Source organism: Micromonospora costi (assembly GCF_003626655.1).
Classification (GTDB): Bacteria; Actinomycetota; Actinomycetes; order Mycobacteriales; family Micromonosporaceae; genus Micromonospora; species Micromonospora costi.
Map to the genome: position 1 here is coordinate 313,039 of NZ_RBAN01000005.1, position 26,155 is coordinate 339,193.

Consider the following 26,155-nt stretch of genomic DNA (forward strand, 5'->3'; position numbering starts at 1 on the left):
AAAAGGGTAGAACCGCGGTCGACGAGTGGTCGCCGCACCCGCCCGGCTCCGCGTCGCCGCCGGACAACGTGACCGGCTCTCCTCACTGCCCAGGAAGAGAGCCGGTCACGGTCCGTCTGGTGGTCAGGAGATGAAGCCCTGTTCCTTCATCCAGTCGGCGGCGACCTGCGCCACCGGCTCACCCTTGACGTCGACCCGCTCGTTGAGCTTGCGGATGGTCTCGTCGTCGAGCTTGGCGGTGACCGGCTCCAGGATCTTGATCAGGTTCGGGTACTTGTCGGCGCTGGCGCCGTTGACGGTCAGCGCGGGGTTGTAGATAGGGAAGAAGCTCCTGTCGTCCTCCAGCACCCGCAGGTTGAGGTTGCTGATCCGGCCGTCCGTGGTGAAGACCTCACCGAAGTTGCAGGACTCGCCCTTCTTCGTCTCGGTGTACACCACCCCGGTGTCGACGATCTTGACGTTCGAGGACGGCACGTTCATGCCGTACATCTTGGTCATTCCAGGCCAACCGTCGTTGCGTCCGGCGAACTCGCTCTCCAGACACCAGGTTGCCTCGGCCGGGTTGTCCTTGGCGAACGCGGCCAGGTCCGTGAGGGTGTGGAGGTTCCACTCCTTGGCCTTCTCCTCGCGTACGGCCATCGCGTAGGTGTTGTTCGCCGGCGCGATGGGGCCCCAGACGACGTTGTTCTTCTCCTTGTCCTCCTTGACCACCGCGTCGTACTGCTGCTGTGAGTCCGGAATCGGATCGGTGTTGTTGAGATAGGTGATCCACGTCGTGCCGGTGTACTCCCAGTACACGTCGACGTCACCGGCGAGCAGCGCCTTTCGGACGTTGACCGATCCCTTGATGTTGGTCCGGTCGGTCACGTCCGCACCGGCGGCCCTCAGCGCCAGCATGGTGATGTGGCCGAAGACGATGTTCTCGGTGAAGTCCTTCGAGCCGACCACGATGGTCTGGCCCGCCAGTGCGTCGTCCTTCTTGATCGAGCCCTCTCCGACGACGACGTCGCCGGATGCCTCAGTCGTCACCGAGCAGCCGGTCACCGCCAGGGCGACGACCGCGGCTCCGGTGGCCAGTCGGGCAAACGGCATTCGGGTACGCATGAGTGACCTCCTTGACGCGCAGCGCGTCGGTTGGAAACGGGGATGGATGGCGGACTGGGACTCAGTCCAGGCCGCGGGGCCGCAACAGGTCGGAGAGCACGCCGCCGAGCCAGTCCAGCGTGAGGGCGAGGGCGCCGGTCAGAACGGCGCCGGTGATCAGCACCGGGTCGCGCTGGAGCTTGATCCCGGTCACGATCAGGCCACCGAGCCCGCCGGCGTTGATGAACGTGGCAAGCGTGGCAACGCCGACCGCGAGGACCAGTGCGGTGCGCACGCCGGCGAGGATGACCGGTATGGCCAGTGGCAGCTCGATGCGGAACAGCACCGCGATCGGCGACATGCCGATGCCCCGGCCCGCCTCGATCAGGTGCCGGTCGACCTGGTCGATCCCGACGATGGTGTTGCGCAACACGGGCAGCACCGAATATGCGACGAGCCCGATCAGGGCGGTGGTGGCGCCGATGCCCAACCAGATGCTGAGCAGCACCAGGAGCCCGATGGCCGGGGTCGCCTGGCCGACGTTGGCCAGCGCGGTGGCGTACGGCGTCAGCCAGCGCAGCACCGGGCGGGTGAGCAGGATGCCGCCGCTAACCGCGATCAGCACGACGAACAGGGTGGTCATCGCCGTGATCGAGATGTGCTGGCGGGTCACCCGCAGCAGGTGCTCGGCGTTGAGCGACCGCTGCTCGATGTCGTCCAGCTTCGACGCGCGCAGCCAGAGGTAGGTGACGAGCAACGCCGCCGCGAGCAGCAGCGGCATGGTCGCGTGCCGGCGCAACAGGCCGCGCCAGCGCGATGGTGGGGCGACCTCGGCCTGGTGGGATGCCACACTGCTGGCACTCACCGCGACTCCCCGTCCCCGGTCGCCGGGATGCCGCTGCGCTGGGTGGGCGGCGTGCGGGTGGCCGTACCCTCCGGAGACTCCGTCACTGGCCGGTCGCGGTTGCGCTGCATCTCGCGCATCTCGGCGATGGCCCGCATCAGCCGGTCGATGTTCACCACGCCGCGGTAGCGGCCGGCGTCGTCGACGACGACCGTAGCGCCGCTGCTCGAGGCGAGCATGGCGTCCAACGCGTCGTGCAGGGTGGCGTGCAGTTCCACCGTGGTGACCGGTCCACCGGCACCGTCGAGAGTGTCCTGCTGCGGATCGAGGTCACGGGCGGTGATCCAGCGCTGCGGGCGGCGCTCGCTGTCGACGCTGAGCACGGCCCACTCGCCGGACTCGTCGAGCCGACGCAGAGCGGACGTGGGCGTGTCGTCCAACCGCACGAGGACGGCCTCGTCGACGTCGATCGCGCCGACCCGTCGCAGGTTGAGCTGCTTGAGCGAGGCCCCGGCCCCGATGAACTGGGCCACGGTCTGGTCGGCCGGGTTGCTCAGCAGCTGTTCGGGGGTGTCGAACTGGCGGATCCTGGAACGCTCGCCGAGCACGGCGATGCGGCTACCCATCTTGATCGCTTCGTCGAAGTCGTGCGTGACGAAGACGATCGTCTTCTGCAGCTTCTCCTGGAGCCGGAGGAACTCGTTCTGCAGCCGGTCCCGGGTCAGTGGGTCGGTCGCGCCGAACGGCTCGTCCATCAGCATCACTGGCGGGTCGGCGGCCAGCGCGCGAGCGACTCCGACGCGCTGTTGCTGCCCGCCGGAGAGTTGCCGCGGCAGGCGGTTGCGGAAGTGGCCGGGTTCCAGTCCGACCAGGTGCAGCAGTTCGTCGACCCGGGCCTCGATCCGGGTACGGCTCCAGCCGAGCATCTTCGGTACCAGCCCGATGTTGGTCGCCACGGTCATGTGGGGGAAGAGACCGACCTGCTGGATGACGTAGCCGATGCGCCGGCGCAGGTCCGTGGGGTCGAGCGACGTGACGTCGGATCCGTCCACCAGGATCCGCCCGGACGTCGGCTCGATGAGCCTATTGATCATCTTCATGGTGGTCGTCTTGCCGCAGCCGGACGGACCGACCAGCACGATGATCTCGCCGCGTCGGATCGTCATCGACACGTCCTCCACCGCTGGGGTCTGCTGCCCCCGGTAGGACTTGCTGACGTGTTGCAGCTCGATCATGACGTCATCGGTCATCGTTGGCCTCCTTGAGTGTTGGCTGCGGCCGCGAGGGCTGGTCCCTTGGCGAGTGCGCCGACGGCGTCCGGCTCGCCGGGTCGGGTGCCGCTGGTCGACGCCCGGGATCTGCGCGTGGTGCGGCGGTCGCCGCGGGTGAGCACGCCGAGCAGTCCCAGGCAGAGGTCCACGACCAGGGCGAGGACGACCACGCCGAGGGTGCCGACCAGTGCCTGGTTGAGCGAGTTCACGCCGCCGAGGTTGGCCAGGCCGGAGAAGATCTGGTTGCCCAGCCCCGGTCCGCCGACGTACGCGGCGATCGCAGCGATGCCCATCGTCATCTGGGTGGAGACGCGGATGCCGGCCAGAATGACGGGCCAGGCCAGGGGTATCTCGACAGTGGCCAAGGACCGGAGGCGGCTCATCCCGATGCCACGCGCGGCCTCGGTCAATGCGGGATCGACCTCGGTCAGACCGACCACCGTGTTCCGGATGATGGGTAGCAGTGCGTACAGGGTCAAGGCCACCAGGGCCGGAAGGTATCCCAGCCCCAACGGTGTGATCAGCAGACCGAGCAGCGCGAACGAGGGGATGGTCAAGATCGCCGCGGCGACCGCGACGGCAACTGCCCGGGCGCGCGGGTTGCGGTAGCTGGCGATGCCGATCATGACGCCGATGAGCGTGGCCAGCGCCACCGACATCAGCACGATGGTGGCGTGCTCGACGGTCTGGGCGATCAGCAGATCGCGTCGGCTCTGCAGATACTCGAGAAACGTCATCTACACCTCCCCTTGGCGGGCTTGTCGGGTGCCGGTGGCTCAGGTCGGGAAGGAAGCTCACCGAGCGGCGGTGGCCGGTTCAGCGAACCCGCGTCACCCGCGCAAAATGCGTGTGTGTATGCAAACATTGGAAGGGGCCACGCTACGTCATCGACCGCGGGTCGTCGTGACCGGTCCAACCTCGCCGTGCGCGGCCGTTCAGATCCAGCCGAAGACCGCAGGCGATGCGAGGACCCGGGACCGGGCGCGCGGGACGCCCCTGGCCCGCGAGAAGCGGGCGCGTGGCTGGGACCCCGCGGTGTCGCCGACGACGGAGACCACCGCGACGTCGCCGTGGTACTCGACGCGGCCTCGTGGTGGGAGTTCGGGCCTACCAGCGTCGTCGGGGCGAGCAGACGTGCCGAGTACGGGTTCGATCACCACGTGATCGAGTCGTGGACAACGGGATCCGCCAGAAGGACGGGGTTTGCATCCAGCGCGCCGACAGGACCGCCGCGGCTCACGTCCGCCTCGATCCGCGAGACCGTGCACTCGGTGGGCGGCAGGCTGGCATTTGTTCTCCTTACGACGCGACGTCAGGTCACGCCCAACCCTTGGCCCTGATCTTGGCGCTGATCACGCAGTTGTATGACAGTTGTTTGACAAATGGGAGGAGCCGTCACGTCCGCGCTCGCGCAGGGTGACCGCACTTTGACGTTGCGGCAGACGACTGTCGGGGGCGACACGAGGCGCTTGTGTCGACGTCGGCGACCGCGAGGGCGTGATGCCGACCACGGCCGCCTCGAGGCGGCCGGGATCCCATCCGGGCATCTTCGCGTTGCTCGACCGCGTTTGCGGGGGCACGTACAGTGCCACACGACGATGGTTGCATGGGTACACATAGGAGGTGGGATCGGCATGGTGGACAGGGGGGAACCGCACCAGCGCCTCGGGCGAGCGGAGCGGTGGGAGCGGCTGAGCGGAGCTCCGCTGACTGTGCTGTCCCTCGTCTTCTTGGCCGTCTATGCGGCACCGATTCTCGAGCCGGGTCTCGACGATCGCTGGCGCGCGGCCTGCGAGGGGACCGCGCTGGCGATCTGGGTGTTGTTCTGGGCGGAACTGCTCGTCCGTTTCGCGCTCGCCGCCGATCGTCGTCGTTTCCTGCGTACTCACGGGTTCGACCTGGCCGTCCTGATCCTGCCCTTCCTGCGCCCGCTGCGCGCCGTGCGTCTGGTCACCGTCGTACTGACCCTGAGCCGGCGGACGGAGCGTTGGGCGCGCGGCCGACTCGCGGTCTACGTCGGCGCCACCACGGTGCTGCTGGTCGTCGTGGCGGCGCTCGCCGTGCTGGACGCGGAGCGATCCGCTCCGGAGGCCACCATCACGTCCTTCGATGACGCGCTGTGGTGGGCGACGGTGACGATCACCACTGTGGGTTACGGCGACTACTACCCGATCACGACCGCCGGCCGGTTCGTCGCGTTAGGGCTCATGATCGGTGGGATCGGTCTGATCGGTTTCGTGACCGGCTCGCTGGCCACCTGGATCGTCGAACGCGTTTCCGACCAGAACCGCCCAGCGCCGGCGACCGAGGCGGACGTGACCGCGCTGCGCGCGGAGATCGCGGCCTTGCGCCGCGGGCTCGAGAACCCCCCGTCGCCGATCGACACGGCCGGACCGCTGCGGGCAGCCGACCCGCGGCCGGGCACCTCCCTGCCCGGCCGCGGTGAGCCTTCGGGTGAGTAGGCGCCCTCCAGGAGCCGCAGACGAGCCGACGGCGACGCGCGGCGCAGCACCGACGTGGTGGAACGCCGCCGCCCGTGGGTCAACCGGCCGCCGGAACCGCCGTCATGTGCGTGCAGCGTTCCCACTGCCGCCACCACTGCCGTTCGGTCGGCTCACCGGACGCGACGGCCAACGCCTCGACCAACTGGCCGAGTGACCGGGCAGGACCTGCCGTCGAGCCGCTGACGAGCTCGCGAATCTGCGCGGTGCGGCGCCGCATCACCTCGCCCACGAGGTCCTTCCCGCTTTCCGTCAACGCCAGCCAGGACACCCGCCGGTCGGTTGCGCCGTGATGCCGGACCACCACACCCCGGCGCACCAGGCGGTCGCAGGCGCGCGTCACGGTCGACGGATGGACGTGCAGGGCGGCGGCGAGGTCGACCGTCCGCAGTGGCCCCCGGGAGGCGAGGATGACGATCATCCGGTACTGGGAGAATGTGATCTCCACGTCCAGGGTTGCCAGGGTGTTGGCGGTGACGCCGACGAGGGCCCGGCTCAGTGCGGCCAGGCCGTCCACGAGGTCGCACTCGGTGGACGGCTCCGGCGCCCGCACGTACAAGTCCATGCGCGAATAATTGCACATGTGCAGGAAGTGGCCCACGGAGCGGGGGACGGGCGCGGCGGACTCCCGATCACCTGTGGAATCACCCGGAGCGGGTGATGACCGGCCACGACTGGGTTCCTACGGTTGATGCATGGCTGAGCAGCGTCCGACGCCTGCCGATCCGACGCCTCATCTCGCGCCGGCGCACCGGAACGGCGTGCGGCAGCGGGATCTTCCGCCTGAACTCGACCCGGGTTCGATCGCCGTGCTCAGTGGTGCCACTTTCATGTACTCCGACCCGACCGGTGACATCCCCGTGGGCTCGATCGGTGGGCTCGTTCATCTCGACACCCGGTTGTTGAACCGGTGGATGCTCACCGTGAACGGAGCACCGCTGCTGGTTCTCCGCTCCGGGGCGGTCGACCACTACTCGGCGGAGTTCTACCTGGCCAATCCGGAACTGCTGGACCTGCCGGCGGACGCCCTCACCGTCCGCCGACGCCGCTACCTCGGTGAGGGCCTGCACGAACGGATCGAACTGCACTACTCGGCCACCAAACCCGTCCGTATCGAGCTGCGGCTGGGGGTCGGCAGCGACTTCGCCGACCTCTTGGAGATCAAGTCAGGGGTGCGGGAACGCGCCGAGGCGATTGCCCGACGGCACCGAGCGGACAGCGGTCGACTGCTGTTCCACTACGAGGCTGACGACTTCGTCGCCCAGACCGAGGTGCGTTCGTCGCCGATACCGGACCACGTGGACGGTGACGACTTCGTCTGGGTGCTCGACCTCGCGCCCGGTGGTGACTGGGGGGTCGATCTGAAGGTCTCCCTCCCGCCGGGCATGGGAGTGGTGGAGCCGGTGCGCGGCGACTTCGAGGACGTCTTCCGGCACAGCGCCGTCGATCCTGCCGCCCGGTGGCGCTCGGTGGTCGCACGGTTCACCAGCGACAGCGACCTGTTCGAGCAGGTCATCGAGCAGACCCTCACGGACCTGGTCGCACTGCGCCTGGAAACCACCGTGAACGGACAACGTGTCGCCCTGCCGGCAGCCGGACTGCCGTGGTTTCTCACCTTCTTCGGACGGGACACGCTGATCACGGCCTACCAGACGCTCATCGGCGGACCGCGCCTGGCCAAGGGGGCCCTGGTGGCGCTTGCCGGGTTGCAGGGCCGCGAGGTCGACGACTTCACCGACGAGGAGCCGGGCAAGATCCTGCACGAGGTGCGCAACGGCGAGTTGACCCGGACCGGGCAGAGGCCCTACAGCCCGTACTACGGCACCGCGGACGCGACCCAGCTCTGGCTCATCCTGCTCTCCGAGTACTGGCGGTTCACCCGCGACGACGAACTGGTCCGGTCGCTGCGCCCCAACGCCCTGGCCGCGCTCGAGTGGATCGACCAGTACGGTGACCGCGACGGCGACGGCTACGTCGAGTACCAGACCCGGTCCCCGGAGGGGCTGGGCAACCAGTGCTGGCGTGACTCGTGGGACGGGATCCGGTTCGCCGACGGCCGGTTGCCGGTCCTGCCGATCGCCACGAGTGAGATCCAGGGCTACACGTACGACGCGAAGCTGCGCCTGGCTGAGCTGGCCGACGGTCCCCTCGACGATCCTGACCTGGCGCGGCGCCTGCGGGCGGACGCCGAGCGGCTTCGGGCCGCGTTCAACCGGGATTTCTGGGTCGAGGAGCGGGGCGGGTACTACGCCGTCGGGATCGACGGTGACAAGAACCGGATCGACTCCATCACCTCGAACATGGGGCACCTGCTGTGGAGTGGGATCGTGCCGGAGGAACGCGCCGGGCAGGTGGTGCGGCAGTTGATGGGGGACTCGATGTTCTCCGGTTGGGGGATCCGCACCCTGTCGATGGACGAGGTGGCGTACAACCCGATCGGATACCACCTCGGCACGGTGTGGCCGCACGACAACTCGATCGCGGCGCTCGGAATGGCACGCTACGGCTACCGGGAGGAGGCGAACCGCGTCTCCCTGGCGCTGTTGGAGGCGGCGAAGGCATTCAGTTTCCGACTGCCGGAGGCGATCGCCGGCTATCAACAAGGGCGCTCGACCTGGCCGGTGCAGTACCCCACCGCGTGCAGCCCGCAGGCCTGGGCGGCAGGCGCGCCGCTGAACTTCCTCCGGAGCATGCTCGGCCTCGAGGCGGTGGGCGGCAAGCTGGTGGTCAAGCCGCAGATCCCCAAGGAAATCGGACGAGTCATGATCTACGGCGTTCGGGCCTTCGACCGGCGTTGGGACATCGAGGCGGTGGATTCCACCGGATACGTCCGGCTCGCCGAACCCTGACCGGCGCCGCCGACTCTGGTGTCGGCGGGTGACAGCTGGAAGCCTTCCTCGGCGGGGAGGAAGTAGTGGAAGGCTGCGGCCGACTACGCGGCGCTCCTGTGGGACAGATGACGTCGAGGGACGTCAGAGGTGGTCGCGGAGGAGCCGCGCGGTGAGGTCGTGCAGGCGGTCCTGCGTCGCGGGGTCGGACGCCTGCGGGTTGGGCGGCGCGGGGCGGCGTTCGTCGTAGTACGTGCCGTTGTCGTCGCGGCGGGCCGCGACGTACCGGAGGGTGACGGCCGCCTGTTCCGGCCGCTCGCCGCCGATGGAGAACATCGCGTGCAGGAGCTGGGTGGAGATCACGCCGGGGTGGACGCTCACGACGTCGAGTGACCGGCGGGGCCGGTGGGCGGCCAGCCAGCAGGAGTACGTGACCAGCGCGAGCTTGGAGTGCGCGTACGCGGTCGACGGCGAGTACGGGTGGTGGGCGAGGCTCAGGTCGTCCAGGTACAGCGTCGCGGAGAGGTGGGTCGCGCTGGCGACGTTGACGATCCGCCCCGGCGCGTCGCGGCCGATCAGGTCGAGCAGCCCCGTCGTCAGGAGGACGGGTGCCAGGTAGTTGGTCTGGAGGGTGACCTCGTTGCCGTCGTCGCTGATGGTGCGGGTGGCCGGCCCGGGCCGGGCGGCGTTGTTGACGAGCAGGTCGATCCGGTCGGTGCTCGCGCGGATCTGCCGGGCGAGGCCGGTGACGGCGGCCAGGTCGCCGTAGTCGGCCGCGACGTAGGTCAGCGGGGTACCGGGACGCATGGCGGCCCGTACGGCGTCGAGCAGGTCCGTGACGTCGTGTTCCGGTTCCAGACCGTGCAGGACCAGGTGGCCGGCCGTGCCGGCGAGCGCCAGCGCGGTGGCGCGGCCGATCCCGCTGGTCCCGCCGGTCAGGACGATGGTGGGGGTGCGGCTCGTGGACGGGTCCCCGGCGGGTCCCGGGGTCGGATCTGTCGGCACGGCACCGTCCCGCTCGCGTTGCTGGCTTCGGCGAATCCGCGGTCCAGGCTAACCCGGTCAGCCCGCCGCCCGGCCGGGGTTCACGCGCCGGTGAACGGCCCGTCCACACGAAAGGCAGGGAGAGCGCTACTCCCTGCCACTCTCAACGTATATCGCACCCCGGGTCTTGCCGCAAGACCCCCGTGGTGCCGCAGAATCTGCGGCCGGAGCCGGATGCCGCGGACGTCAGGTGATCCGCGGAGGGCGTACGCCGTCGAAGGCCGTGAAGTGTCCGGCCGGAACCAACGGGGGTTTTTGATGATCGACGTGATCGTTGCCGGCGGTGGGCCGACCGGCCTGATGCTGGCCGCCGAGCTGCGGCTGCACGGCGTGCGCGTGCGCGTGCTGGAGCGGGACGCGGAACCGGCCAGGTTCGTGCGGGCGCTCGGCCTGCACGTGCGCAGCATCGAGGTGATGGACCAGCGCGGCCTGCTGGAGCGGTTCCTCGCGCACGGCCAGCGGCACGAGGTCGGTGGGTTCTTCGCCGGCATCGACAAGCCGTGGCCCGAGAGGCTGGACACCGCCCATGCCTACGTTCTCGGCATTCCGCAGACCACCACGGACCGGCTGCTGGCCGAGCGGGCCACCGAACTCGGCGCCGAGATCCGGCGCGGCTGCGAACTGGTCGGGCTGAGCCAGGACGACCAGGGGGTGGCCGCCGAACTGGCCGACGGGACGCGCCTGCGCGCGCGGTACCTCGTGGGCTGCGACGGCGGCCGCAGCACGGTGCGCAAGCTGCTCGGCGTCGGCTTCCCCGGCGAGCCCACCCGGGTCGAGACACTGCTGGGCGAGGTGGCGGTGGGCGTGCCGCCGGAGACCGTGGCCGCCGTGGTGGCCGACGTCCGCCGAACCCAGAAGCGGTTCGGTGTCGGCCCCCTCGGCGACGGCGTGTACCGCGTCGTCGTGCCCGCCGAGGGCGTGGCCGAGGACCGGTCGGCCCCGCCGACGCTCGATGAGGTCAGGCGGCAGCTGCGGGCGTACGCGGGCACCGACTTCGGTGTGCACTCGCCGCGCTGGCTGTCCCGCTTCGGCGACGCCACCCGGCTGGCCGAGCGCTACCGGGTCGGCCGGGTGCTGCTGGCCGGCGACGCGGCGCACGTCCACCCGCCGACCGGCGGGCAGGGCCTCAACCTCGGCATCCAGGACGCGGTCAATCTCGGCTGGAAACTGGCCGCCGAGGTGGCCGGCTGGGCGCCGGAGGGACTGCTGGACAGCTACCACACCGAGCGGCATCCGGTGGCCGTCGACGTGCTGGTCAACACCCGCGCGCAGATGGAACTGCTGTCCACGGAGCCGGGGTCGCAGGCGGTGCGCCGGCTGCTGTCGGAACTGATGGACTTCGAGGACGTGAACCGGTACCTCATCGAGAAGATCACCGCGATCGGGGTCCGCTACGACCTCGGCGAGGGCCACGACCTGCTCGGCCGCCGGATGCGGGACGTGGGGTTGGCGCGCGGACGCCTGTACGCGCTGATGCACGGCGGCCGCGGGTTGCTGCTCGACCAGACGGGCCGGCTGTCGGTCACGGGGTGGACCGACCGGGTCGACCACGTCGTCGACGTCAGCGACGAGCTGGACGTGCCCGCCGTGCTGCTACGGCCGGACGGTCACGTGGCGTGGGTCGGTGACGACCAGCGGGACCTGCTCCGCCGGATGCCGCGCTGGTTCGGGGCGGCAGCGGCGGTGTGAGGACACTCGTGCCGGCGACTGAGCAACGCGGTCAGGAGCGTGTGCCTCCGGGTACGTCGGTCAGAACAAGACGGACGGCACGGCGACAACCGGCATGTGGGTCCGGGTCACGTACTGCCTCCGGAAGATCGACGGCGACTGGCTGATCACGCACGACCAGGTCTCCGTGCCGCTTGACCTTCGCAGCGGCAAAGGGGTCGTCGACCTCGAGCCCTGACAGTCGCGAGCGGGCAACCTGACTGGATCGACGGCGTCGAGCGCCCGTTCGGGGCGGCCCGCTAGACCGTGCCGGAGAGGTAGGCCCGGCGCCGCTGCGGTTCGAACTTCTCGATCGCGTACCGCAGCATGACCCGCGGCATGACCCGGTAGTGCCGTGCCAGGAACTCCTCCTCCGCCGCCCGGTCGCGGTTGCCCACCTCGCGCAGCATCCACCCGACCGCCTTGTGCACGAGGTCGTGCGGGTCGTGCAGCAGCCGTTCAGCGAGCCGGAAGGTCCAGTGGAAGTCGCCGATCCTGATGAAGGCGAACGTCGCCAGGACGGCGATGCGGCGGTCCCACACGAGGGCGGACCCGGCCAGCCGGTCCAGGACGCTGCGGTCCCTGTCGACGAGCCAGGGACCCACGATGTACGGCGCGGACGAGTCCACCAGGTCCCAGTTGTCGATGTGACCGGTGTGGGCCAGGACGACGTCGAAGATCCGGCCCCGCTCCTCCTCGTCGCCCCTGGCGAACTTGCGCACGAGGATGAACAGCGCGGTCAGCCGCTCCTCGTGCACGTCGCCGGTCAGCAGCGTCACCGTCTCGGTCAGGGAGAGGTCGCGCCAGTACCGCGCGGCCACCCGGCGCTGGTCGGGAACGGCGACGCCGATGGCGCGGTCGCCCTCGCCGTACCCGCCCGGGACCATCTGCAGGAACCGGCTCGTCGCCTCCGCGCGCCGCGGGTCGGCGAGGCTGGCGAGGTCGTGACGGACGTCCGCACTCGTGGCCATGGTTGTCGAAGCTACCGCGACCGTGCGACGTCCCTGAGGGGGACGCCGGCCCGGCGGGCCCGCGCGGCACCCGCCGGGTCGCGGGGGTTCAGACGGTGACCAGGTCGAACTTCTCCCAGGGGCCGATCGCGTCCCGGTTCGCGATCAGTGCCTCGGCCCCGGCGTTCTCGGCGACCACGTACCTGTTGTTCACGGTCGCCCGCAGGCTGACCGAGCCGTCCGCGTTCCGGACCAGGTCGAACGTCTCCCAGGAGCCGGCCGTCGCCCGGTTGGCGATCAGCGGAGCGGCGCCGGCGTTCTCCGCGCAGACGAACTGGTTGTTCGCCCGGGCCCGCAGACCGATGGTGCCGCCGCCGAGGTCGACCTGGTCGAACTGCTCCCAGCCGCCGATCGTGGTGGCGGAGGCGACCAGGTTGCCGGCGCCGGCGTTGGTGGCGCTCACGTACCGGCCGTTGGCCTGCGCCCGCAGCGCCACCGCGCCGCCGGCCGGCGGGCTGCCGGTGAGGATCCGCAGCGCGTCGACCATGCCCACCGAGGTGGTCCTGTTGACGATGCGGATGGTGTGCGTGCCGGTGGTCAACCCGGTCCGGCGGAACACCACCTGCTGGGCCTGCCGGGGCCCGGCGACGTACAGGTTGACGTTGGTCTGGAAGACGTTGTCCAGGTAGACGTCCACGTTGCCCATGTCGCTGAACCGCTCGGACAGGTACTCCACACCCGTGCCGGTGAAGGTGTAGCTGGCCACCGCGCCGGCCGTGGTGCTGTGGTGGGTGTCGTCGTTGTAGTCGCCGTACCCGCGGGCCGTGGTGTGGTGCCAGCCGGAGTCGTACGTCAGCATCGTGTCGTTGACCAGGCCACCGCCGCCGGGACCGCCCAGGCCGAGGGCCGAGGCCGTGCCCGACAGCGCCTTCTCGCCCTCGTTGGCGGTGCCTGTGAGGGTCGTTCCGGTGTACGTGGACAGCGGTTTGGCGGTGCGCTCCACCACGTACACGGTGTTGGCGGTCGTCGCGAAGCTGATCTCGGCGGCCGTGGTGGTGGTGAGCACCGCGTTGTCCGAGGCGCGGCGGACGCGTACCTCCTGGCCGCCCCACGGGTTCACCACCCGGGCCGTCCTGCCGTACAGGCTCTTGAGGCCTACGTACTTGACCCCGCCGGCCTCCCGCTCGGAGCTGACCAGGAACCCGTCCTTGGCCAGAAGCGTGAACTTCCCGACGAAGCTCGAATCGGTCGGCACCGCGGGGAAGACCCGGATCTTGTCGTTGTACGACTGCATCAGCGACTCGTTCATCGCTGCGAGGTGGATGCCGAGGTACTCGAAGACGCCGTTGGTGTTGTTGGTCATGCCGTTCGGATAGTTCTGGTACTTCTGCAGCATCGTGCGCATGCCCTGGAACGCCTGGTTGCCCAGCCCGAGCCGGGCGGCGTGCACATGGTCGTTGGACCACACGTTGCCGTACGGGTGCGGACGCACGTTCCAGGTGTTCACGGCGGTCTGCTGGTCGGGGTAGCCGATGCCGGTCTGGTCGTACGGCCACACCAGCTCCAGCGCCACGTTCTCGTTGTTGCGCGTCTGGGAGATAGGCGGGTCGTGCGGCAGGTACGCCCCGTTCTGCACCTGGTACGGCGCCAGGTTGGTCACGATGGTCTGCCAGTTCGCCCGCAGCCCGGCGTCGAGACCGAGCTGCTGGCTCACCTGGATGGTGAGGGGGAACAGCAGCCGCACCGCGGCCAGGTCGGTGATGGCGTTGCGGACGTCCCAGTACGTCTCGTGCGCGTTCGAGCTGGCCATGTACCAGCGGCCGGTCGCGGGGTCGCGGTCCAGCATGTCCTCGTAGAACTTCACGGCCTCGCGCATGTACGGGTAGGCGGTGTTGCGCAGGTACGCCTCGTCGTTGGTGTACCGGTACTGCAGGTACATGTTGTAGGCGGCCTCGGTGCCCGTCGAGTAGAGGTCGTTGACGAAGTCGCTGTTGACCGTGCCACGGGCGTTGCCGTCCCAGCCCATCGTCTCGGGCACCCAGAGCCCGTCACTGCCGTACCGGGTCGTGGTGTACGACTTCAGCGCCGCGAGGTTGCGGCTGTAGAGCCGGTTGAAGCCGGCGATCAGGTCGGTGTGGTTGCTGGCCAGGAACGAGTTGTAGACGTCGCGCTGGTTCCAGTACCAGTACCCGTTGCTCCACTTGGAGTTGTCCTGGGTGGCCCGGAAGACGCCGTTGATGAAGTGCAGCGGGTAGTTGCCGTAGCCGCCCGCCGCGATCATGTAGGTCGCCAGGTAGTAGACGTTCTCCAGGTAGTCGGCGTCGCCGCCGGCGTTGGAGTAATGGACGAACGACTTCGCCCAGAAGTCGTGCCACCAGGCGCGGTAGGCGTTCAGCGTGGTGGCGTACCCGGTGCTCTTGACGGCCGCGAGCTGGTTGCGGGCCTGGGTGACGGAGTTGAGGCCGGGCGCGTTGATCCGGCTGGCCGCGGTGAACCAGACCGTGTAGCTCGACGTGGGTGTGATGGACAGCCGGACGCGGGTGCCGCTCACCACCTGGGAGGTGTAGGAAGCGCCCTCGACGGTGGCGGCCAGGGTGTAGCCGAAGCCGTTCGGGTCGTTCTGACCCCGGCTCAGCCCGACACCGCCCGCGTCGGCGAACGTGGAGAGCGTCCGCCAGGTGGTGAGGTCCGGGACGTCGGCGATGTTCTGGACCGTGTTCATGTCCCACAGGCTCAGGTCGAGACCGACGCTGGTCACGCCGGGACGGCTGTCCTCGACGTGGATGCCCATCACCTCGGAGTGGGGCGCGCCCAGGACGGTGATGGTGCGGTTGTTGTCGTACCTCGTGGTCAGCGTCCCGTCGTACAGCGACAGCCGCTGCTGGAAGGTGGTGTGGCCGGTGTCGAACTGCGGGTTGCTGGTGAGGTTGACCAGGCCGGCGGCGTAGGTGGACTGCGGGGACAGGTCCACGCCGGACACCTGCATGGTCAGCCCGTTGGCGCTCCAGGCCATGGCGCCCGTGCGGCCGTTGCCGACCGTGAGGCCGTGCAGGGGGTTGGTGTTCGGGCGGTTGTAGACGATGTCGTGCTTCGCCAGGTAGGCGGCGCGGTTGACGTTCAGGGTGCCCGTGCTGGCGCTGAACGCGGCGTCGGTCGGGGCCGCGGCGGCCGGTCGGCTCGGTGCGGCGGCGACGAGGCCACCGGCGAGCAGGACGGCGAGCGCGATGCGGAGCGGCGTTGTCACCTTCATCGACACGATCTCCTCGGGATCGTCCGTTGCGGATGATGCCTCGCATCCCGGGGGCATCCCCGGCCTGCCCGCGTCCGCCGAAACGCGGGCGATGTCGAGACGGATCTGGGAGGGTGCGCACCCGGCCGGGTTCGCCGACGCTCAGGTAAACATCGACCCACATCTGTATCGAGCAGTTAACATCGGATGTATTGATCGCGTCAATCCCCAACCTTTGCGAATCCCGAGGACGGGGCGCCACCGCGTGTCCGCCGGAACGCAAGACATCCGATCTCTTGCCGTCGTAGCGTGACGCGCCCTCCGGCGGCCGGTGGCCGGCGGGCGCCGCTGCCGTCCGCGGTCAGTAGGTCGCGCCGGGTGTCGTTCCTCGGCGGCCTGGCAGCGGTGACGCGGGCGGGATCCGGCCGGCGTTCGTGTCACCGGCTCGACCAGTAACGTGTCGGCGCATGAGGACACTTGTCGTCGGGGCCGGCGCCACCGGCGGATATTTCGGCGCCCAGCTTCAGCAGGCCGGGCGCGACGTCACCTTCCTCGTCCGACCGAACCGCGCCGACGTGCTCCGCGAGCGCGGGCTCCGCGTCACCGGCCTCGGGAGCGAGACCGTGCTGACGCCGCGGCTGCTCACCGCCGACCTGGTCGACGGGCACTATGACATCGTCCTCGTGTCGGTGAAGGCCACCGCGTTGCCGGCGGCGATCGACGACGTCGCCCCCGCGGTCGGCCCGCGTACCACGGTGATCCCGTTCCTGAACGGCATGGCGCACATGGACGTGCTGAACGAGCGGTTCGGGGTGGACGCCGTGCTCGGCGGCGTCGTCCGCGTCCTCACCACGCTCGACGCCGCCGGCGACATCGTCCGCCTGGGCGCCCTGGCCGAGATCGTCATCGGCGAACAGCAGGCTCGGACGTCCCCGCGCGTCGAACGGATCGCCGAGGTGCTGTCGGGCGCCGGCTTCGCGTTCTCCGTCGCGCCGGACATCCACCGGGCCATGTGGCACAAGTGGGTCTTCATCAGCACACTCGGCGCTCTCAACACCCTGGTACGCGGTTCGGTCGGCGACGCCGTGGCGGTCCCCGGAGGTGATCGCCTCGGTCCGCAGATCGCCGCCGAGGCTGCGGCCGTCGCCGCCGCGGCCGGGTATCCGGTGCCGGCGCGGGCGCTCGACAACGTCTGTGCGTTCGTGACCCGGCCCGGGGCGACCGACACCGCCTCGCTCTACCGGGACCTGATCGCCGGACAGCCGACCGAGGCCGAGCACATCTTCGGTGACCTGACGGCGCGGGCCCGGGTGCTCGGCGTACCCACGCCTCTGCTGGACGCCGCGACGGTCGCGTTGCGGGTGCACGAACAGCGTCTCCGCCGCGGGTAGCGCGATCGCCGGCGGCCTCGCCGCGCAGGCCGGCCCCGCCGCGCGCGAGGTCGACCGACGGCTGGCTCCGCTCACGCCCCGCCTGACCGACGCGACCTCGTGAACCTCCCCGGAATCCACGCGCCGCGCCACCCGGACCTGGTTACCTGCTCAGTACGACGGTGACGCACGGGAGGCGGGGATGGGACTTCGTCAGACGTTCCTGCCGTGGCCGGTGTTCCGGCAGGCCCGGTCTCTGCTGACCGCGGGAGATCGTCTCGCCCGGCGCGCGGTGGCCCGGTCGCGGCGGACGGATCGGCTGAAACCCAGGATCGCCACCGCCGACCGTGTGGTCGACAGCGTCTGCCCGTACTGCCCGGTGGGCTGCGGGCAGTTGGTCTACGTGAAGGACGAGCAGGTCGTCCAGATCGAGGGCGACCCGGCCTCGCCGGTGAGCCGTGGCCGCCTGTGCCCGAAGGGCGCGGCCACCAAGCAACTCGTCACGAACCCGCTGCGGGAGACGCGGGTGCGCGACCGCAGGCCCCACGGCACGGAGTGGGAGGACCTGGACCTCGACACGGCGATGGACATGATCGCCGACCGCGGGCGTCTCGTGACGGTGTTGTCGGCCTGAGCGGCGGAACGACGCGCCGGCCGGGGAGTACCCGGGCACCGGCCGCCAGGGCGGCGGGCAGCCCGGCCGGGATGTCGACGGACGGTGGTGCGGGGCCGTTGGCGTGTCGACCCACGACGCGTCGGCGGTGGATCGGGTGGGCGTGATGACAGCGCGGGGCCGCCTCGGGCGGGGCGTACGCCGGGTCGTGTCGGCACTGGCCGATCCCGAGCGGACCGCGGTCCGGGGTGCGGTCCGCGCCGCCCTCGTCCTGCCGGGGCTGTTCGCGATCGGGCGGTACGTGGTCGGCGACCAGTCGTTCGCCACGTTCGCCGTCTTCGGCGGCTTCGCCCTTCTGATCATGACGGATTTCGGCGGGACGTCCCGGGAACGGCTGCGTTCCTACCTGCTCGCCACGGTGTGCGGGGCTGTCCTGGTGGCCCTGGGCACGCTCGCCTCCGGCACCGCGGTGGCCGCGGCGGCAACGATGTTCGTGGTCGCCGTCGTGATCACCCTGCTCGCCGCGGTGGTGGGCGGACACATCGGCACCGCGCGGCTGGGTCTGCTGCTCGCATTCGTCCTGTCGGTCACGCTGCCGCCCGCGACCACACAGATCCCCGCGCGCGTGGGGGGATGGGTGTTCGCCGGCGTCGCCGCGACCCTCGCGGGCCTGCTGGTGCTGCCCAGAGGCGGTCCGTCGGTGTTGAACCGGGCCGCCGTGGCCGCCTGCCGCGCCGCGGCGGACCTGGTGGACGCGCTGGGGCGTGACACGGACCGGCTGGGGGAGTGCCGGGACGTGGCCGCCCGGGCTGTCGCCGTGACGCGCACCCGGTTCTCCGCGACGGCGAACCGCACCATCGGGTCCCGACGCCGGCGACGGGCGTACGCGGAACTCATCGGTGACCTGCAGCTGCTCGTGGGTGTCGCCGGCCACCCGCTGTACCGGCCGGGCCGGTCCCGACGGGGCACGGGTACGGAAGAGGGCCTGGTGGCGGCGGTGTCGGGCACCCTGCGGGCCAGCGCCGCCGCGCTGGACACGGCCGGCGAGCCACCCGAGGTCCGCGTTCTCGAGCGGGAGCGCACCGCACACCGGTACGCGATGGAGCGGCGGGTGCGTGAGCTGCTGGCACGGTCGACGGCGACCGGGCAGATCGTCGACGCCCTGGCCGTCGACCACACGGTGCGCGTGCTCGCGTACCTCGCGGGTGCCGTGGCGGGCAACATCGGCGTGACAGCCAACCGCACGAGCTGGCGCCCCGGCGGTCCGGGGCATGAGGAGCCGGGCGACCGGCGGGCCCGGCACCGGCACGTGGAGTGGCTGGCCCCGTCGGCGGCAACGGGCTCGACGGCCCTGCGGAACAGTCTGCGCACCGGTGTGGGCCTGGCCCTCTCGGTGTGGATCGCCGGGCGGTTGGGTCTGCCGCACGCGTTCTGGGTGGTGCTGGGCACGTTGCAGGTGCTGCGCACCAGTGCCCTGGGCACCGCCCGCTCGGTGGCCCGGGCCGTCGCCGGGAACGTCGTGGGCGTGGCCGTCGGCTCGGCCCTGATCGTGGTGACCGCAGACCGCCCGGCTCTGCTGTGGGCTCTGCTTCCGCCCGCGGTGTTCCTGGCCGCGTACACGTCCGGCTCGCAGCGCCTCCTGCTCAGCCAGGCGGCCTTCACGGTCGACCTCTTGATCATCTTCAACCTCCTCGCCCCGGTGGGCTGGCGCCTCGGGCTGATCCGGCTCGTGGACGTCGGCATCGGGGTGGCCCTCAGCGTCGCGCTCAGCCTGCTGCTGTGGCCGCACGGCGCACGTCGGCAACTGGTCCGTACCGCCGCCGCCTATCAGCGGGCCGCGACCGGGCAGCTTCGGCACGCACTCGACCGGGCACTGACCGGCCGCACCGTCGACCGGCGACCCACCCCGTCCGCGGGCCTACGGATGAGGGCGGAACTGGCGCTCGGCGACTACCTGTCCGAGCGGCCGAGCGCACCTCTCGACCCCAGCAGCGCACTGGCCCTCGTGGTCGCCGCCAACTACCTGGCCATGGCGGCCAACCTGCTGGAGAGCGCGGTCGTCGAGTTCGGCCAGCGGACGGACGGATGTGCGGATGTGGCGGAGCCGGTACGGTCGGCGCGGCAGGCCCTGCTCGACAGGCTGGAGCGACTGGCGGACCGGCTGGCCGGACGAGACGCCGACGGGTCGCCGGCACCACCGTCGTCCGACCGGCCCGGCCCGGAGGCGGCGGTGCAGGCGTGTCTGGATCGCTGGCGCCACGACGAGGCGGTCGCGGGGCCGGCGATGGTGCTGGTGTTCACGGCCGAATGGATCCGCAGCGCCGACGAGGTGGCCGACGATCTGGTCGGGCGGGTCGACCGGGCGACGGCAGCGGCGGAACGGCCGTGGTGGCGTTGACCCGAGCCGACCCGAGCCGACCCGGGCCGGCCCGGCCCGGCCCGGCCCGACCAGAGGAAGGGTCAGGGGCGGGCGAAGCCACCCCGGGGTGCGATGAGTTCGAGGTTCGTGCCGTCGGGGTCGTTGAAGTACGCCACCTGGGTGCCGAGGGCGTCGGCCGGGTTGACCTCGCCGGCGGCGAACGTGTAGGGCCGGCCCAGGAACCCGAACCCCGCGTCGCGCATGCGCTCGTAGGTCGACGGCAGGTCGTCGACCAGGAAGCACAGATGCATGGAACCGGGCCGGTTCGCGGCGGGCTGCGACGGTCACCGACCGGATCCTGGAACTGGATCAGGTCGATGCCGAGATTCTCCAGGTTGAACGTGGCGTACCGGAGCTTCGTGGTCGGCAGCCCCTGGGACTGCGCGAACCCCGGTCCGTGCATGTCCTCGTCCCGGGCCACCGGCTCCATGCCGAGAAGGGCCTGGTAGAACGCCACGGAGCGGTCGAGGTCACGGACGGCGATGCCCACGTGGGCCGCCTGCCGGAGACCGATCGACACCTTCGCGGGGTTGGGCACGGTAGTCACGCTGACTCTCCTCACGACGTGTGACCGTTTCGTTCAGGTCCGTAGGAGGTCGTACCCCCGCACCCGCCTCCCATGCGACGTCCGCACCCTCCGGCGTCCGCCCTCGTTCTGGACTTGCAGGTCCATTTTTGTCGCGCGACAGTTCGACGGGCGGCCCGCCACGGGCCGGCCACGACGGTGGCGAACAGGCAGTCTGGAGAACCACGAGATGCGCGACTACTACCTGCTCGGCCGGTCCGGGCTGCGGGTGAGCCGGCTGGCGCTGGGCACCATGAACATGGGCACCGGCGGTTTCCACGCCGCGTACGGCAGGACCGAGGAGGAGGCCGAGCCGATCTTCCGCCGCTACCTGGAGGCGGGCGGCAACTTCATCGACACGGCGGACTTCTACACGGCCGGGGAGAGCGAACGGATCCTCGGCCGGTTGATCGCGTCCGCCGGCGTCCGCGACCGGCTGGTGCTCACCAGCAAGTTCACCAACAGCACCGATCCGACCGATCCCAACGCGAGCGGCAACGGCCGCAAAAACATGATCCGTGCCCTGGAGGCGTCCCTGCGCCGGCTCGGCACCGACCATCTCGACCTGTACCTCCTGCACACCTGGGACCGGATCACCCCGGCCGAGGAGGTCGTGCGGACCTTCGACGACCTGGTCCGCGCCGGGAAGATCCGCTACGCCGGCCTGTCCGATGTGCCGGCCTGGTACGCCGCCCGCGCACAGAGTTTCGCCGAGGCGCACGGACTGACCCCCATGATCAACCTGCAACTGCCGTACTCCCTGCTGACCCGGGGTATCGAGCCGGAGTACGTGCCGATGGCCCAGTCCCTGGGCCTGGGGCTCACGGCCTGGAGCCCGGTCGGGGGCGGACTGCTCAGCGGCAAGTACCGGCGGACCGCGGACGGGCTGGCCGGTGCGGGCCGTCTCGTCACGGCGGGCGCCGGCGGCCGGCCGGTGAGCGACCGGGACTGGCGGGTGATCGACGCCCTGGAGAGCGTGGCGGGCGAGTTGGGCCGGAGCATGGCCCAGGTCGCGATCAACTGGGTGGCCACCCAGCCGGCCGTGGGCTCAGTGATCATCGGGGCGAGCAGCCCCGAGCAGGTGGACGGCAACCTGGCCGCGCTCGACTTCGAGATCCCGGGCGAGCTGCGCGAGCGGCTCGACCAGGCCAGCGCCGAACCCCCGGCCGCCCCGTACTCGATGTTCACCCCGCGGTACCAGTCGTGGATCGTGAGCCCCGGGCTCGGCATCGGCGACAAGCCCGCCGGGTACGCCCCGCCGGTGTTCAACGCCGCAGCGCCCGCCTGACGGAGCGCAGCCGGCGCCGGTCCGCGCAGGGCCGGCGCCGGCATACCGTTTGGACCTGCGCTGTCACCTCGGGAGGTCGAATGGCGAACACGTTGACGCGCAAGGGCGCGGCGACCCGGCGGCGGATCGTCGAGGGCGCGGCCGCCGAGCTGCGCGAGCGCGGCGTCGACGAGGTCCGGCTCGAGGACGTGATGGCCCGCACGGCGACCAGCAAGAGCCAGCTGTTCCACTACTTCCCGGGAGGAAAGGAGGAGCTGCTGGTGGCGGTGGCGCAGCACGAGGCCGACCAGGTGCTCGCCGACCAGCAGCCGATGCTCGGGGACCTCACCTCCTGGCCCGCCTGGCAGGCGTGGCGGGACCGGCTGGTCGCCCGCTACCGGGAGCAGGGCGACCGGTGCCCGCTGGGCGGCCTGCTGGGCCAGACAGGGCGCCGCGCCCCGGCGGCCCGGGAAGTGGTGGCAGGGCTCATGCGCCGCTGGGAGGCCGCCATCGCCGACGGCGTACGGCACATGCAGTCGAGCGGGAACATCGCCCCCGAGATCGACGCGGACCGCGCCGCCGCCGCCCTGCTGGCCGGCATCCAGGGCGGCGTGCTGCTCCTGCTCTCGACCGGACGGATCGACCCTTTGGAGGCCGTGCTCGACGGCACCATCGACAGCCTCCGCCGGTCGGTCGGCCCCGCCTGACGGTACGCCGCCGGCGGGCCGGCGACCCGACGGGTTCCTTTCCCCGGCTCTCCGACCGTGGCGCGGCCGGCGACGGCCGGTCGGGCACCGTAGCGTGGTGCCGGTGAGCCGGAGCGGGGAGAGCGCGGGCGGCCCGGGCCGGGCCGGGGAGCGGGACGTCGCCGACCTGCTCCGCGCCGCGCGCGCCGGTGACGGTGACGCGTTCGGCCGGCTGGTCGGCCCGATGCGCGACGAGCTGCGCGCCCACTGCTACCGGATGCTGGGGTCGTTCGCCGACGCCGAGGACGCCGTCCAGGACACGCTGGACCGGGCGTGGCGCGGCCTGGAGCGGTTCGTGGACCACGGTTCGATCCGCCCGTGGCTCTACCGGATCGCCACCAACCGGTCGCTCACCCTGATCGCGCTCCGGAGGCGGCGGGAGCTGCCCGCCGACCTGGGTCCCGCCGCGCCGCTGGCCGAGGTGGCGTGGCTCGGCCCCGCGCCGGACCGGCCGACGGGTGCGGCCGCGCCGCCGGGCCCGGAGGCCGGGCTGCTGGCGCGGGAGAGCATGGAACTCGCGTTCGTCGCCGTGCTTCAGCACCTACCGGCGCGGCAGCGGGCGGTCCTGCTGCTGCGGGACGTCCTCGACTACTCCGCCGCCGAGACCGCCGCCCTGCTCGACACCACGGTCCCGGCGGTCAACAGCGCGCTCCAGCGCGCCCGCAGGGTCCTCGCCGACCGGCTGCCCCAGCCGAGCCAGCAGCGGACCCTCCAGGCGCTGGGGGACGCGGGCCGGCGCGAGGTCGCCCGGCGGTACGCGGCGGCGTGGGAGGCCGGCGACGTCGACGCGATCGTCGCCATGCTGACCGACGACGCGCGGTACTCGATGCCCCCGCTGCGGGTCTGGTACGAGGGCCGCGACGCGATCGGCCGGTTCCTGCGCGAAGCGGTCGGGGGCCGTCGCTGGCGCTTCCTGCCGGCACGGGCGAACGGCCAGCTCGCCTTCGGCACCTACCTCTGGAACGAGGAGCGGTCCCGGTTCGTCCCGGCCGGTCTGGACCTGCTCGCCCTGCGCGGCCCGCGGGTGGCTGAGGTGGTCTCGTTCCTGGAGGCGGATTTCGCCGTCTTCGGCCTGCCGGCCTGGCTTCCCGCTCGGGAGACCGCCGCGGTGCGATGAGTTTCCGCTCCGCGCCGGGTTGTCGTGGTGACGATCACCGACCCGGAAGGAGTGAGGCCGTGCCCACCGATGAGGAGACGATCCGCACACTGATCGCGCGCTGGGCCGAGGCGGTCCACCGCGGCGACCTCGCCGGTGTCCTCGCCGACCACGCCGAGGACATCGTGATGTTCGACGTTCCGCCGCCGTACGACGGGGTACGCGGCCTCGACGCCTACCGGGAGACGTGGCCGCCGTTCTTCGACTGGCAGGCGCGGGGCGCGGCGTTCGAGATCGAGTCGCTCGAGGTCGTCGCGGGCGGGGGTGTCGCCTTCGCGTACGCCCTGCTGCGGTGCGGGACGCCCGAGGACCTCGCCGCGGCCCCCGCGAACCGGCTGCGGCTGACCCTCGGCCTGGTTGAGCGGGACGGCCGGTGGGTGGTGGCCCACGAGCACCACTCGTTCCCGCTGGTCGACTGAACGGGCCGCATAGATCCGACAAGTCCTCTATTGTCAGACTTGCTCGCGTTTCACCTCGTACCGCCATGGTCTGCGCACCCAGATCGGGGCGCGTCGGCGCCGGTTGTCGACGACAGCCACGCGCCGGCGCCAGCCCATGAGTCGACACACGGGGGACATCGCTCATGGCCCACACCGCACGGGAACCACAGGCCGTCCGGCCGACCGGAGGCCGCTGGGGCCTCGTCGTCGCCGCGGTGCTCGTCCAGCTCGCGCTCGGCGCCGTCTACGCGTGGAGCGTGTTCAACAAGCCGCTCCAGGAGCAGTTCGGCTGGAGCAAGACCGAGGCCGTGCTGCCGTTCGAGGTGGCGATCGGGACGATCTTCATCGGCAGCCTCATCGGCGGCCGCATCCAGGACCGTCGGGGGCCACGACCGGTGGCCCTCGGCGGCGGCCTGCTCTACGGGATCGGCAACATCCTGGCCTCGCTCACCTCGTCGAGCGACCAGCTCTGGCTGCTCGTGCTCACGTACGGCGTGCTGGGCGGCATCGGCCTGGGCGCGGTCTACATCACGCCGATCGCCATGCTCGCCAAGTGGTTCCCGGACCGGCGGGGTCTGATCACCGGCATCGCCGTGGCCGGGTTCGGCTTCGGCGCCGTGATCGTGGCCCCGGTGGCGAAGTCGCTGCTCAACTCGACCGACGACAAGCCCAGCGTGTTCCTGCCCCTCGGCATCGCGTACCTCATCGCGGTCCTGCTCGGGGCGTCGGTGTTCCGCAACCCGCCGCCCGGCTACCAGGTGCCCGGGTTCACGCCGAAGGCCGGCGGGCGCGCGGTCGCCGGCACCCGCGTCTACAGCCTCGGCGAGGCCCTGCGTACGCCGCAGTGGTACCTGCTGACCGCGATCCTCACCATCAACGTGGCCTGCGGCATCGCGCTGATCTCGCAGGCGTCCGACGCGATCGAGTCGGTCACCGGGGCGACCGCGGCGAGCGCCGCCACGCTGGTCGGCATCCTGGGCCTGTTCAACGGCGGCGGCCGGGTGGCCTGGGCGTGGCTGTCGGACCGCATCGGCCGGATGACCGCGTTCATCGGGATGCTGCTGTTGCAGGCGATCTGCTTCTTCATCCTGCCGCACGCGGCGGCGTTCTGGCTCTTCGCGGTGCTCGCCGCGCTGGTGTACCTCGCCTACGGCGGCGGGTTCGGCACCATGCCGGCGACGGCCGCCGACTACTTCGGCACCCCGAACGCCGGCGCCATCTACGGCGCGATGATCGTGGCCTGGAGCATCGGGGGAGTGGTCGGGCCCCTCGTCACGGCCCTGCTGTTCGAGGCGAGCGGCAACAGCTACACCCTGCCCTTCACGGTCATCGCGATCGTCGCTCTCGTCGGCCTGATCCTCCCGCCCATCACCCGGCTGCCCACCCAGCCGGGGCGCCCGCGACCCCACAACGAGGTCACCGGCCCCTGAGCGGGGGTCGGCGGGCCCGCGGTGGCGTCAGGCCGCCGGCTTGCGGGCGGCGAGGCGCTCGATGATGCCGAGCGTGAAGCGGTCCTGCGCCTCGACCGTCCAGCCCCAGCCGCGGACCTGCTCGGCCGGGCGGCGGAGGAAGTGCTCGCCGCCCACCGGCACGCTCACCAGTTCGACGAGCCGCTGCCCGAGGCGTACCGGCCACACCGAACTGCGGACGTGGTCGGCGAGCAGGAGCAGGCCGCCGGGGCGCAGCACCCGCCGCATCTCGTCGAGCGCCCGCCGCTCGTCGGGGATGGCGCACAGGGAGAAGGTGCACACGACCGTGTCGAACGAGGCGTCGGGCAGGTCGAGCGCCTGGGCGTCACCGGGCCGCAGGTCCACGTCGCGGCCCAACTGGGCCGCCCGGCGCCGGGCCAGCGCCAGCATCTGCGGGCTCCACTCCACGCCGGTCACCCGCAGGTGCGGGGGGTAGTGCGGCAGGTTGAGAGCGGTGCCGACCGCCACCTCCAGCACGTCACCGGAGGCCCGGCCGCAGATCCAGTCGCGCGTGTCGCGGAAGACGCGACGCTCGGCGAAGTCCATCTGCCGGTCGTACGAGTCCGCGTGCCTGTCCCAGTAGCGGCGTAGCCGCTGCTGCCGATCCGCCCCGGCCATCGGGCACCTGCCCTTCCCCGTCGGGCGCGTGTCGT

General features: G+C 71.1%; 20 protein-coding genes and 3 pseudogenes. 12 read left to right on the top strand and 11 right to left on the bottom strand.

What is annotated here, in order from left to right; genetic code table 11:
* Nucleotides 1–123 precede the first annotated feature (123 nt).
* The 4 genes from D7193_RS27025 to D7193_RS27040 all read right to left on the bottom strand — a co-directional run bounded on the left by D7193_RS27025 (nt 124) and on the right by D7193_RS27040 (nt 3,935).
* Nucleotides 124–1,104 (bottom strand): glycine betaine ABC transporter substrate-binding protein, encoded by a 981-nt coding sequence (locus tag D7193_RS27025; protein WP_206611999.1) that lies wholly within the window; start codon nt 1,102–1,104, stop codon nt 124–126.
* A gap of 61 nt (nt 1,105–1,165) precedes the next feature.
* Nucleotides 1,166–1,948: an ABC transporter permease gene (locus tag D7193_RS27030; protein WP_241563516.1), complete on the bottom strand. Its 783-nt coding sequence runs from the start codon at nt 1,946–1,948 to the stop codon at nt 1,166–1,168.
* Complete coding sequence (locus tag D7193_RS27035; RefSeq protein ID WP_120782432.1) at nt 1,945–3,177, bottom strand: betaine/proline/choline family ABC transporter ATP-binding protein; 1,233 nt, start codon at nt 3,175–3,177, stop codon at nt 1,945–1,947. Before D7193_RS27035 ends, D7193_RS27030 begins: the two co-directional genes overlap by 4 nt.
* Nucleotides 3,174–3,935: an ABC transporter permease gene (locus D7193_RS27040; protein WP_120782433.1), complete on the bottom strand. Its 762-nt coding sequence runs from the start codon at nt 3,933–3,935 to the stop codon at nt 3,174–3,176. Before D7193_RS27040 ends, D7193_RS27035 begins: the two co-directional genes overlap by 4 nt.
* A gap of 891 nt (nt 3,936–4,826) precedes the next feature.
* On the opposite strand from D7193_RS27040, the gene D7193_RS27045 reads away from it, so the two are divergent.
* Nucleotides 4,827–5,660, top strand: coding sequence for a potassium channel family protein (locus tag D7193_RS27045; RefSeq protein ID WP_377456375.1), 834 nt, complete (start codon nt 4,827–4,829; stop codon nt 5,658–5,660).
* Between the two features lie 79 nt (nt 5,661–5,739).
* Here the strand turns inward: D7193_RS27045 and D7193_RS27050 are convergent, their stop codons facing one another.
* Nucleotides 5,740–6,264 carry a MarR family winged helix-turn-helix transcriptional regulator gene (locus D7193_RS27050; protein ID WP_120782435.1) on the bottom strand — a complete coding sequence of 175 codons (525 nt, stop codon included), beginning with the start codon at nt 6,262–6,264 and terminating at the stop codon, nt 5,740–5,742.
* A gap of 130 nt (nt 6,265–6,394) precedes the next feature.
* Here D7193_RS27050 and D7193_RS27055 point away from each other — a divergent pair, with 130 nt between their 5' ends.
* A complete protein-coding gene (locus D7193_RS27055) occupies nt 6,395–8,548 on the top strand; it encodes an amylo-alpha-1,6-glucosidase (RefSeq protein ID WP_120782436.1) in 2,154 nt (717 codons plus the stop codon).
* Nucleotides 8,549–8,671: 123 nt separating this feature from the next.
* On the opposite strand, the gene D7193_RS27060 is transcribed toward D7193_RS27055, so the two are convergent.
* Nucleotides 8,672–9,532 (bottom strand): SDR family NAD(P)-dependent oxidoreductase, encoded by an 861-nt coding sequence (locus tag D7193_RS27060; protein ID WP_120782437.1) that lies wholly within the window; start codon nt 9,530–9,532, stop codon nt 8,672–8,674.
* Nucleotides 9,533–9,829: 297 nt separating this feature from the next.
* On the opposite strand from D7193_RS27060, the gene rox reads away from it, so the two are divergent.
* Both rox and D7193_RS27070 read left to right on the top strand, forming a co-directional pair.
* Nucleotides 9,830–11,260, top strand: a complete 1,431-nt coding sequence (gene rox / locus D7193_RS27065) for a rifampin monooxygenase (RefSeq protein ID WP_120782438.1) — start codon at nt 9,830–9,832, stop codon at nt 11,258–11,260.
* An 82-nt stretch (nt 11,261–11,342) separates the two neighbouring features.
* Nucleotides 11,343–11,477 (top strand): annotated as a pseudogene (locus D7193_RS27070) (nuclear transport factor 2 family protein); the annotation flags it as partial.
* Between the two features lie 61 nt (nt 11,478–11,538).
* Here D7193_RS27070 and D7193_RS27075 read toward each other — a convergent pair.
* Entirely contained in the window at nt 11,539–12,249 is a 711-nt protein-coding gene (locus D7193_RS27075; RefSeq protein ID WP_120782439.1) for a DNA alkylation repair protein, read from the bottom strand.
* Between the two features lie 88 nt (nt 12,250–12,337).
* Nucleotides 12,338–15,478 carry a glycosyl hydrolase family 95 catalytic domain-containing protein gene (locus D7193_RS27080; RefSeq protein ID WP_120782440.1) on the bottom strand — a complete coding sequence of 1,047 codons (3,141 nt, stop codon included), beginning with the start codon at nt 15,476–15,478 and terminating at the stop codon, nt 12,338–12,340.
* A 446-nt stretch (nt 15,479–15,924) separates the two neighbouring features.
* Here D7193_RS27080 and D7193_RS27085 point away from each other — a divergent pair, with 446 nt between their 5' ends.
* The 3 genes from D7193_RS27085 (at nt 15,925) to D7193_RS27095 (ending at nt 19,838) form a co-directional block, all read left to right on the top strand.
* On the top strand, nt 15,925–16,848 hold the full coding sequence (locus D7193_RS27085; RefSeq protein ID WP_120782441.1) for a ketopantoate reductase family protein: 924 nt from the start codon (nt 15,925–15,927) through the stop codon (nt 16,846–16,848).
* A 181-nt stretch (nt 16,849–17,029) separates the two neighbouring features.
* Nucleotides 17,030–17,461, top strand: a complete 432-nt coding sequence (locus D7193_RS27090) for a hypothetical protein (protein ID WP_120782442.1) — start codon at nt 17,030–17,032, stop codon at nt 17,459–17,461.
* A 145-nt stretch (nt 17,462–17,606) separates the two neighbouring features.
* The gene (locus D7193_RS27095; protein WP_147434465.1) at nt 17,607–19,838 is read left to right on the top strand and encodes an FUSC family protein; all 2,232 of its coding nucleotides are present in this window, start codon (nt 17,607–17,609) and stop codon (nt 19,836–19,838) included.
* 62 nt (nt 19,839–19,900) lie between these two features.
* Here D7193_RS27095 and D7193_RS34655 read toward each other — a convergent pair whose 3' ends face one another.
* Together D7193_RS34655 and D7193_RS34935 are read right to left on the bottom strand one after the other, a co-directional pair.
* Complete coding sequence (locus D7193_RS34655) at nt 19,901–20,110, bottom strand: VOC family protein (RefSeq protein ID WP_120782444.1); 210 nt, start codon at nt 20,108–20,110, stop codon at nt 19,901–19,903.
* Between the two features lie 32 nt (nt 20,111–20,142).
* A pseudogene (locus tag D7193_RS34935) lies at nt 20,143–20,421 on the bottom strand (VOC family protein); the annotation flags it as partial.
* 193 nt (nt 20,422–20,614) lie between these two features.
* Between D7193_RS34935 and D7193_RS27110 the strand changes: the two are divergent.
* The 5 genes and pseudogenes from D7193_RS27110 to D7193_RS27130 all read left to right on the top strand — a co-directional run bounded on the left by D7193_RS27110 (nt 20,615) and on the right by D7193_RS27130 (nt 25,463).
* Nucleotides 20,615–21,712: an aldo/keto reductase gene (locus tag D7193_RS27110; protein WP_120782445.1), complete on the top strand. Its 1,098-nt coding sequence runs from the start codon at nt 20,615–20,617 to the stop codon at nt 21,710–21,712.
* Nucleotides 21,713–21,792: 80 nt separating this feature from the next.
* The gene (locus D7193_RS27115; RefSeq protein WP_120782446.1) at nt 21,793–22,398 is read left to right on the top strand and encodes a TetR/AcrR family transcriptional regulator; all 606 of its coding nucleotides are present in this window, start codon (nt 21,793–21,795) and stop codon (nt 22,396–22,398) included.
* Nucleotides 22,399–22,564: 166 nt separating this feature from the next.
* A complete protein-coding gene (locus D7193_RS27120) occupies nt 22,565–23,554 on the top strand; it encodes a sigma-70 family RNA polymerase sigma factor (protein WP_120782511.1) in 990 nt (329 codons plus the stop codon).
* Between the two features lie 59 nt (nt 23,555–23,613).
* Nucleotides 23,614–24,009: pseudogene (locus tag D7193_RS27125) on the top strand (YybH family protein); the annotation flags it as partial.
* Between the two features lie 167 nt (nt 24,010–24,176).
* Entirely contained in the window at nt 24,177–25,463 is a 1,287-nt protein-coding gene (locus D7193_RS27130) for an L-lactate MFS transporter (RefSeq protein ID WP_120782448.1), read from the top strand.
* Nucleotides 25,464–25,490: 27 nt separating this feature from the next.
* On the opposite strand, the gene D7193_RS27135 is transcribed toward D7193_RS27130, so the two are convergent.
* Nucleotides 25,491–26,120, bottom strand: a complete 630-nt coding sequence (locus D7193_RS27135; protein ID WP_120782449.1) for a class I SAM-dependent methyltransferase — start codon at nt 26,118–26,120, stop codon at nt 25,491–25,493.
* Nucleotides 26,121–26,155: the final 35 nt, after the last annotated feature.

Bases quoted from the DNA above. Each gene is read 5' to 3' on its own strand.
- D7193_RS27025 (WP_206611999.1), bottom strand. From the start codon at position 1,104: ATGCGTACCCGAATGCCGTTTGCCCGACTGGCCACCGGAGCCGCGGTC.
- D7193_RS27035 (WP_120782432.1), bottom strand. From the start codon at position 3,177: ATGACCGATGACGTCATGATCGAGCTGCAACACGTCAGCAAGTCCTAC.
- D7193_RS27040 (WP_120782433.1), bottom strand. From the start codon at position 3,935: ATGACGTTTCTCGAGTATCTGCAGAGCCGACGCGATCTGCTGATCGCC.
- D7193_RS27050 (WP_120782435.1), bottom strand. From the start codon at position 6,264: ATGGACTTGTACGTGCGGGCGCCGGAGCCGTCCACCGAGTGCGACCTC.
- D7193_RS27055 (WP_120782436.1), top strand. From the start codon at position 6,395: ATGGCTGAGCAGCGTCCGACGCCTGCCGATCCGACGCCTCATCTCGCG.
- rox (WP_120782438.1), top strand. From the start codon at position 9,830: ATGATCGACGTGATCGTTGCCGGCGGTGGGCCGACCGGCCTGATGCTG.
- D7193_RS27075 (WP_120782439.1), bottom strand. From the start codon at position 12,249: ATGGCCACGAGTGCGGACGTCCGTCACGACCTCGCCAGCCTCGCCGAC.
- D7193_RS27080 (WP_120782440.1), bottom strand. From the start codon at position 15,478: ATGAAGGTGACAACGCCGCTCCGCATCGCGCTCGCCGTCCTGCTCGCC.
- D7193_RS27085 (WP_120782441.1), top strand. From the start codon at position 15,925: ATGAGGACACTTGTCGTCGGGGCCGGCGCCACCGGCGGATATTTCGGC.
- D7193_RS27090 (WP_120782442.1), top strand. From the start codon at position 17,030: ATGGGACTTCGTCAGACGTTCCTGCCGTGGCCGGTGTTCCGGCAGGCC.
- D7193_RS27095 (WP_147434465.1), top strand. From the start codon at position 17,607: ATGACAGCGCGGGGCCGCCTCGGGCGGGGCGTACGCCGGGTCGTGTCG.
- D7193_RS34655 (WP_120782444.1), bottom strand. From the start codon at position 20,110: ATGCATCTGTGCTTCCTGGTCGACGACCTGCCGTCGACCTACGAGCGC.
- D7193_RS27110 (WP_120782445.1), top strand. From the start codon at position 20,615: ATGCGCGACTACTACCTGCTCGGCCGGTCCGGGCTGCGGGTGAGCCGG.
- D7193_RS27115 (WP_120782446.1), top strand. From the start codon at position 21,793: ATGGCGAACACGTTGACGCGCAAGGGCGCGGCGACCCGGCGGCGGATC.
- D7193_RS27130 (WP_120782448.1), top strand. From the start codon at position 24,177: ATGGCCCACACCGCACGGGAACCACAGGCCGTCCGGCCGACCGGAGGC.
- D7193_RS27135 (WP_120782449.1), bottom strand. From the start codon at position 26,120: ATGGCCGGGGCGGATCGGCAGCAGCGGCTACGCCGCTACTGGGACAGG.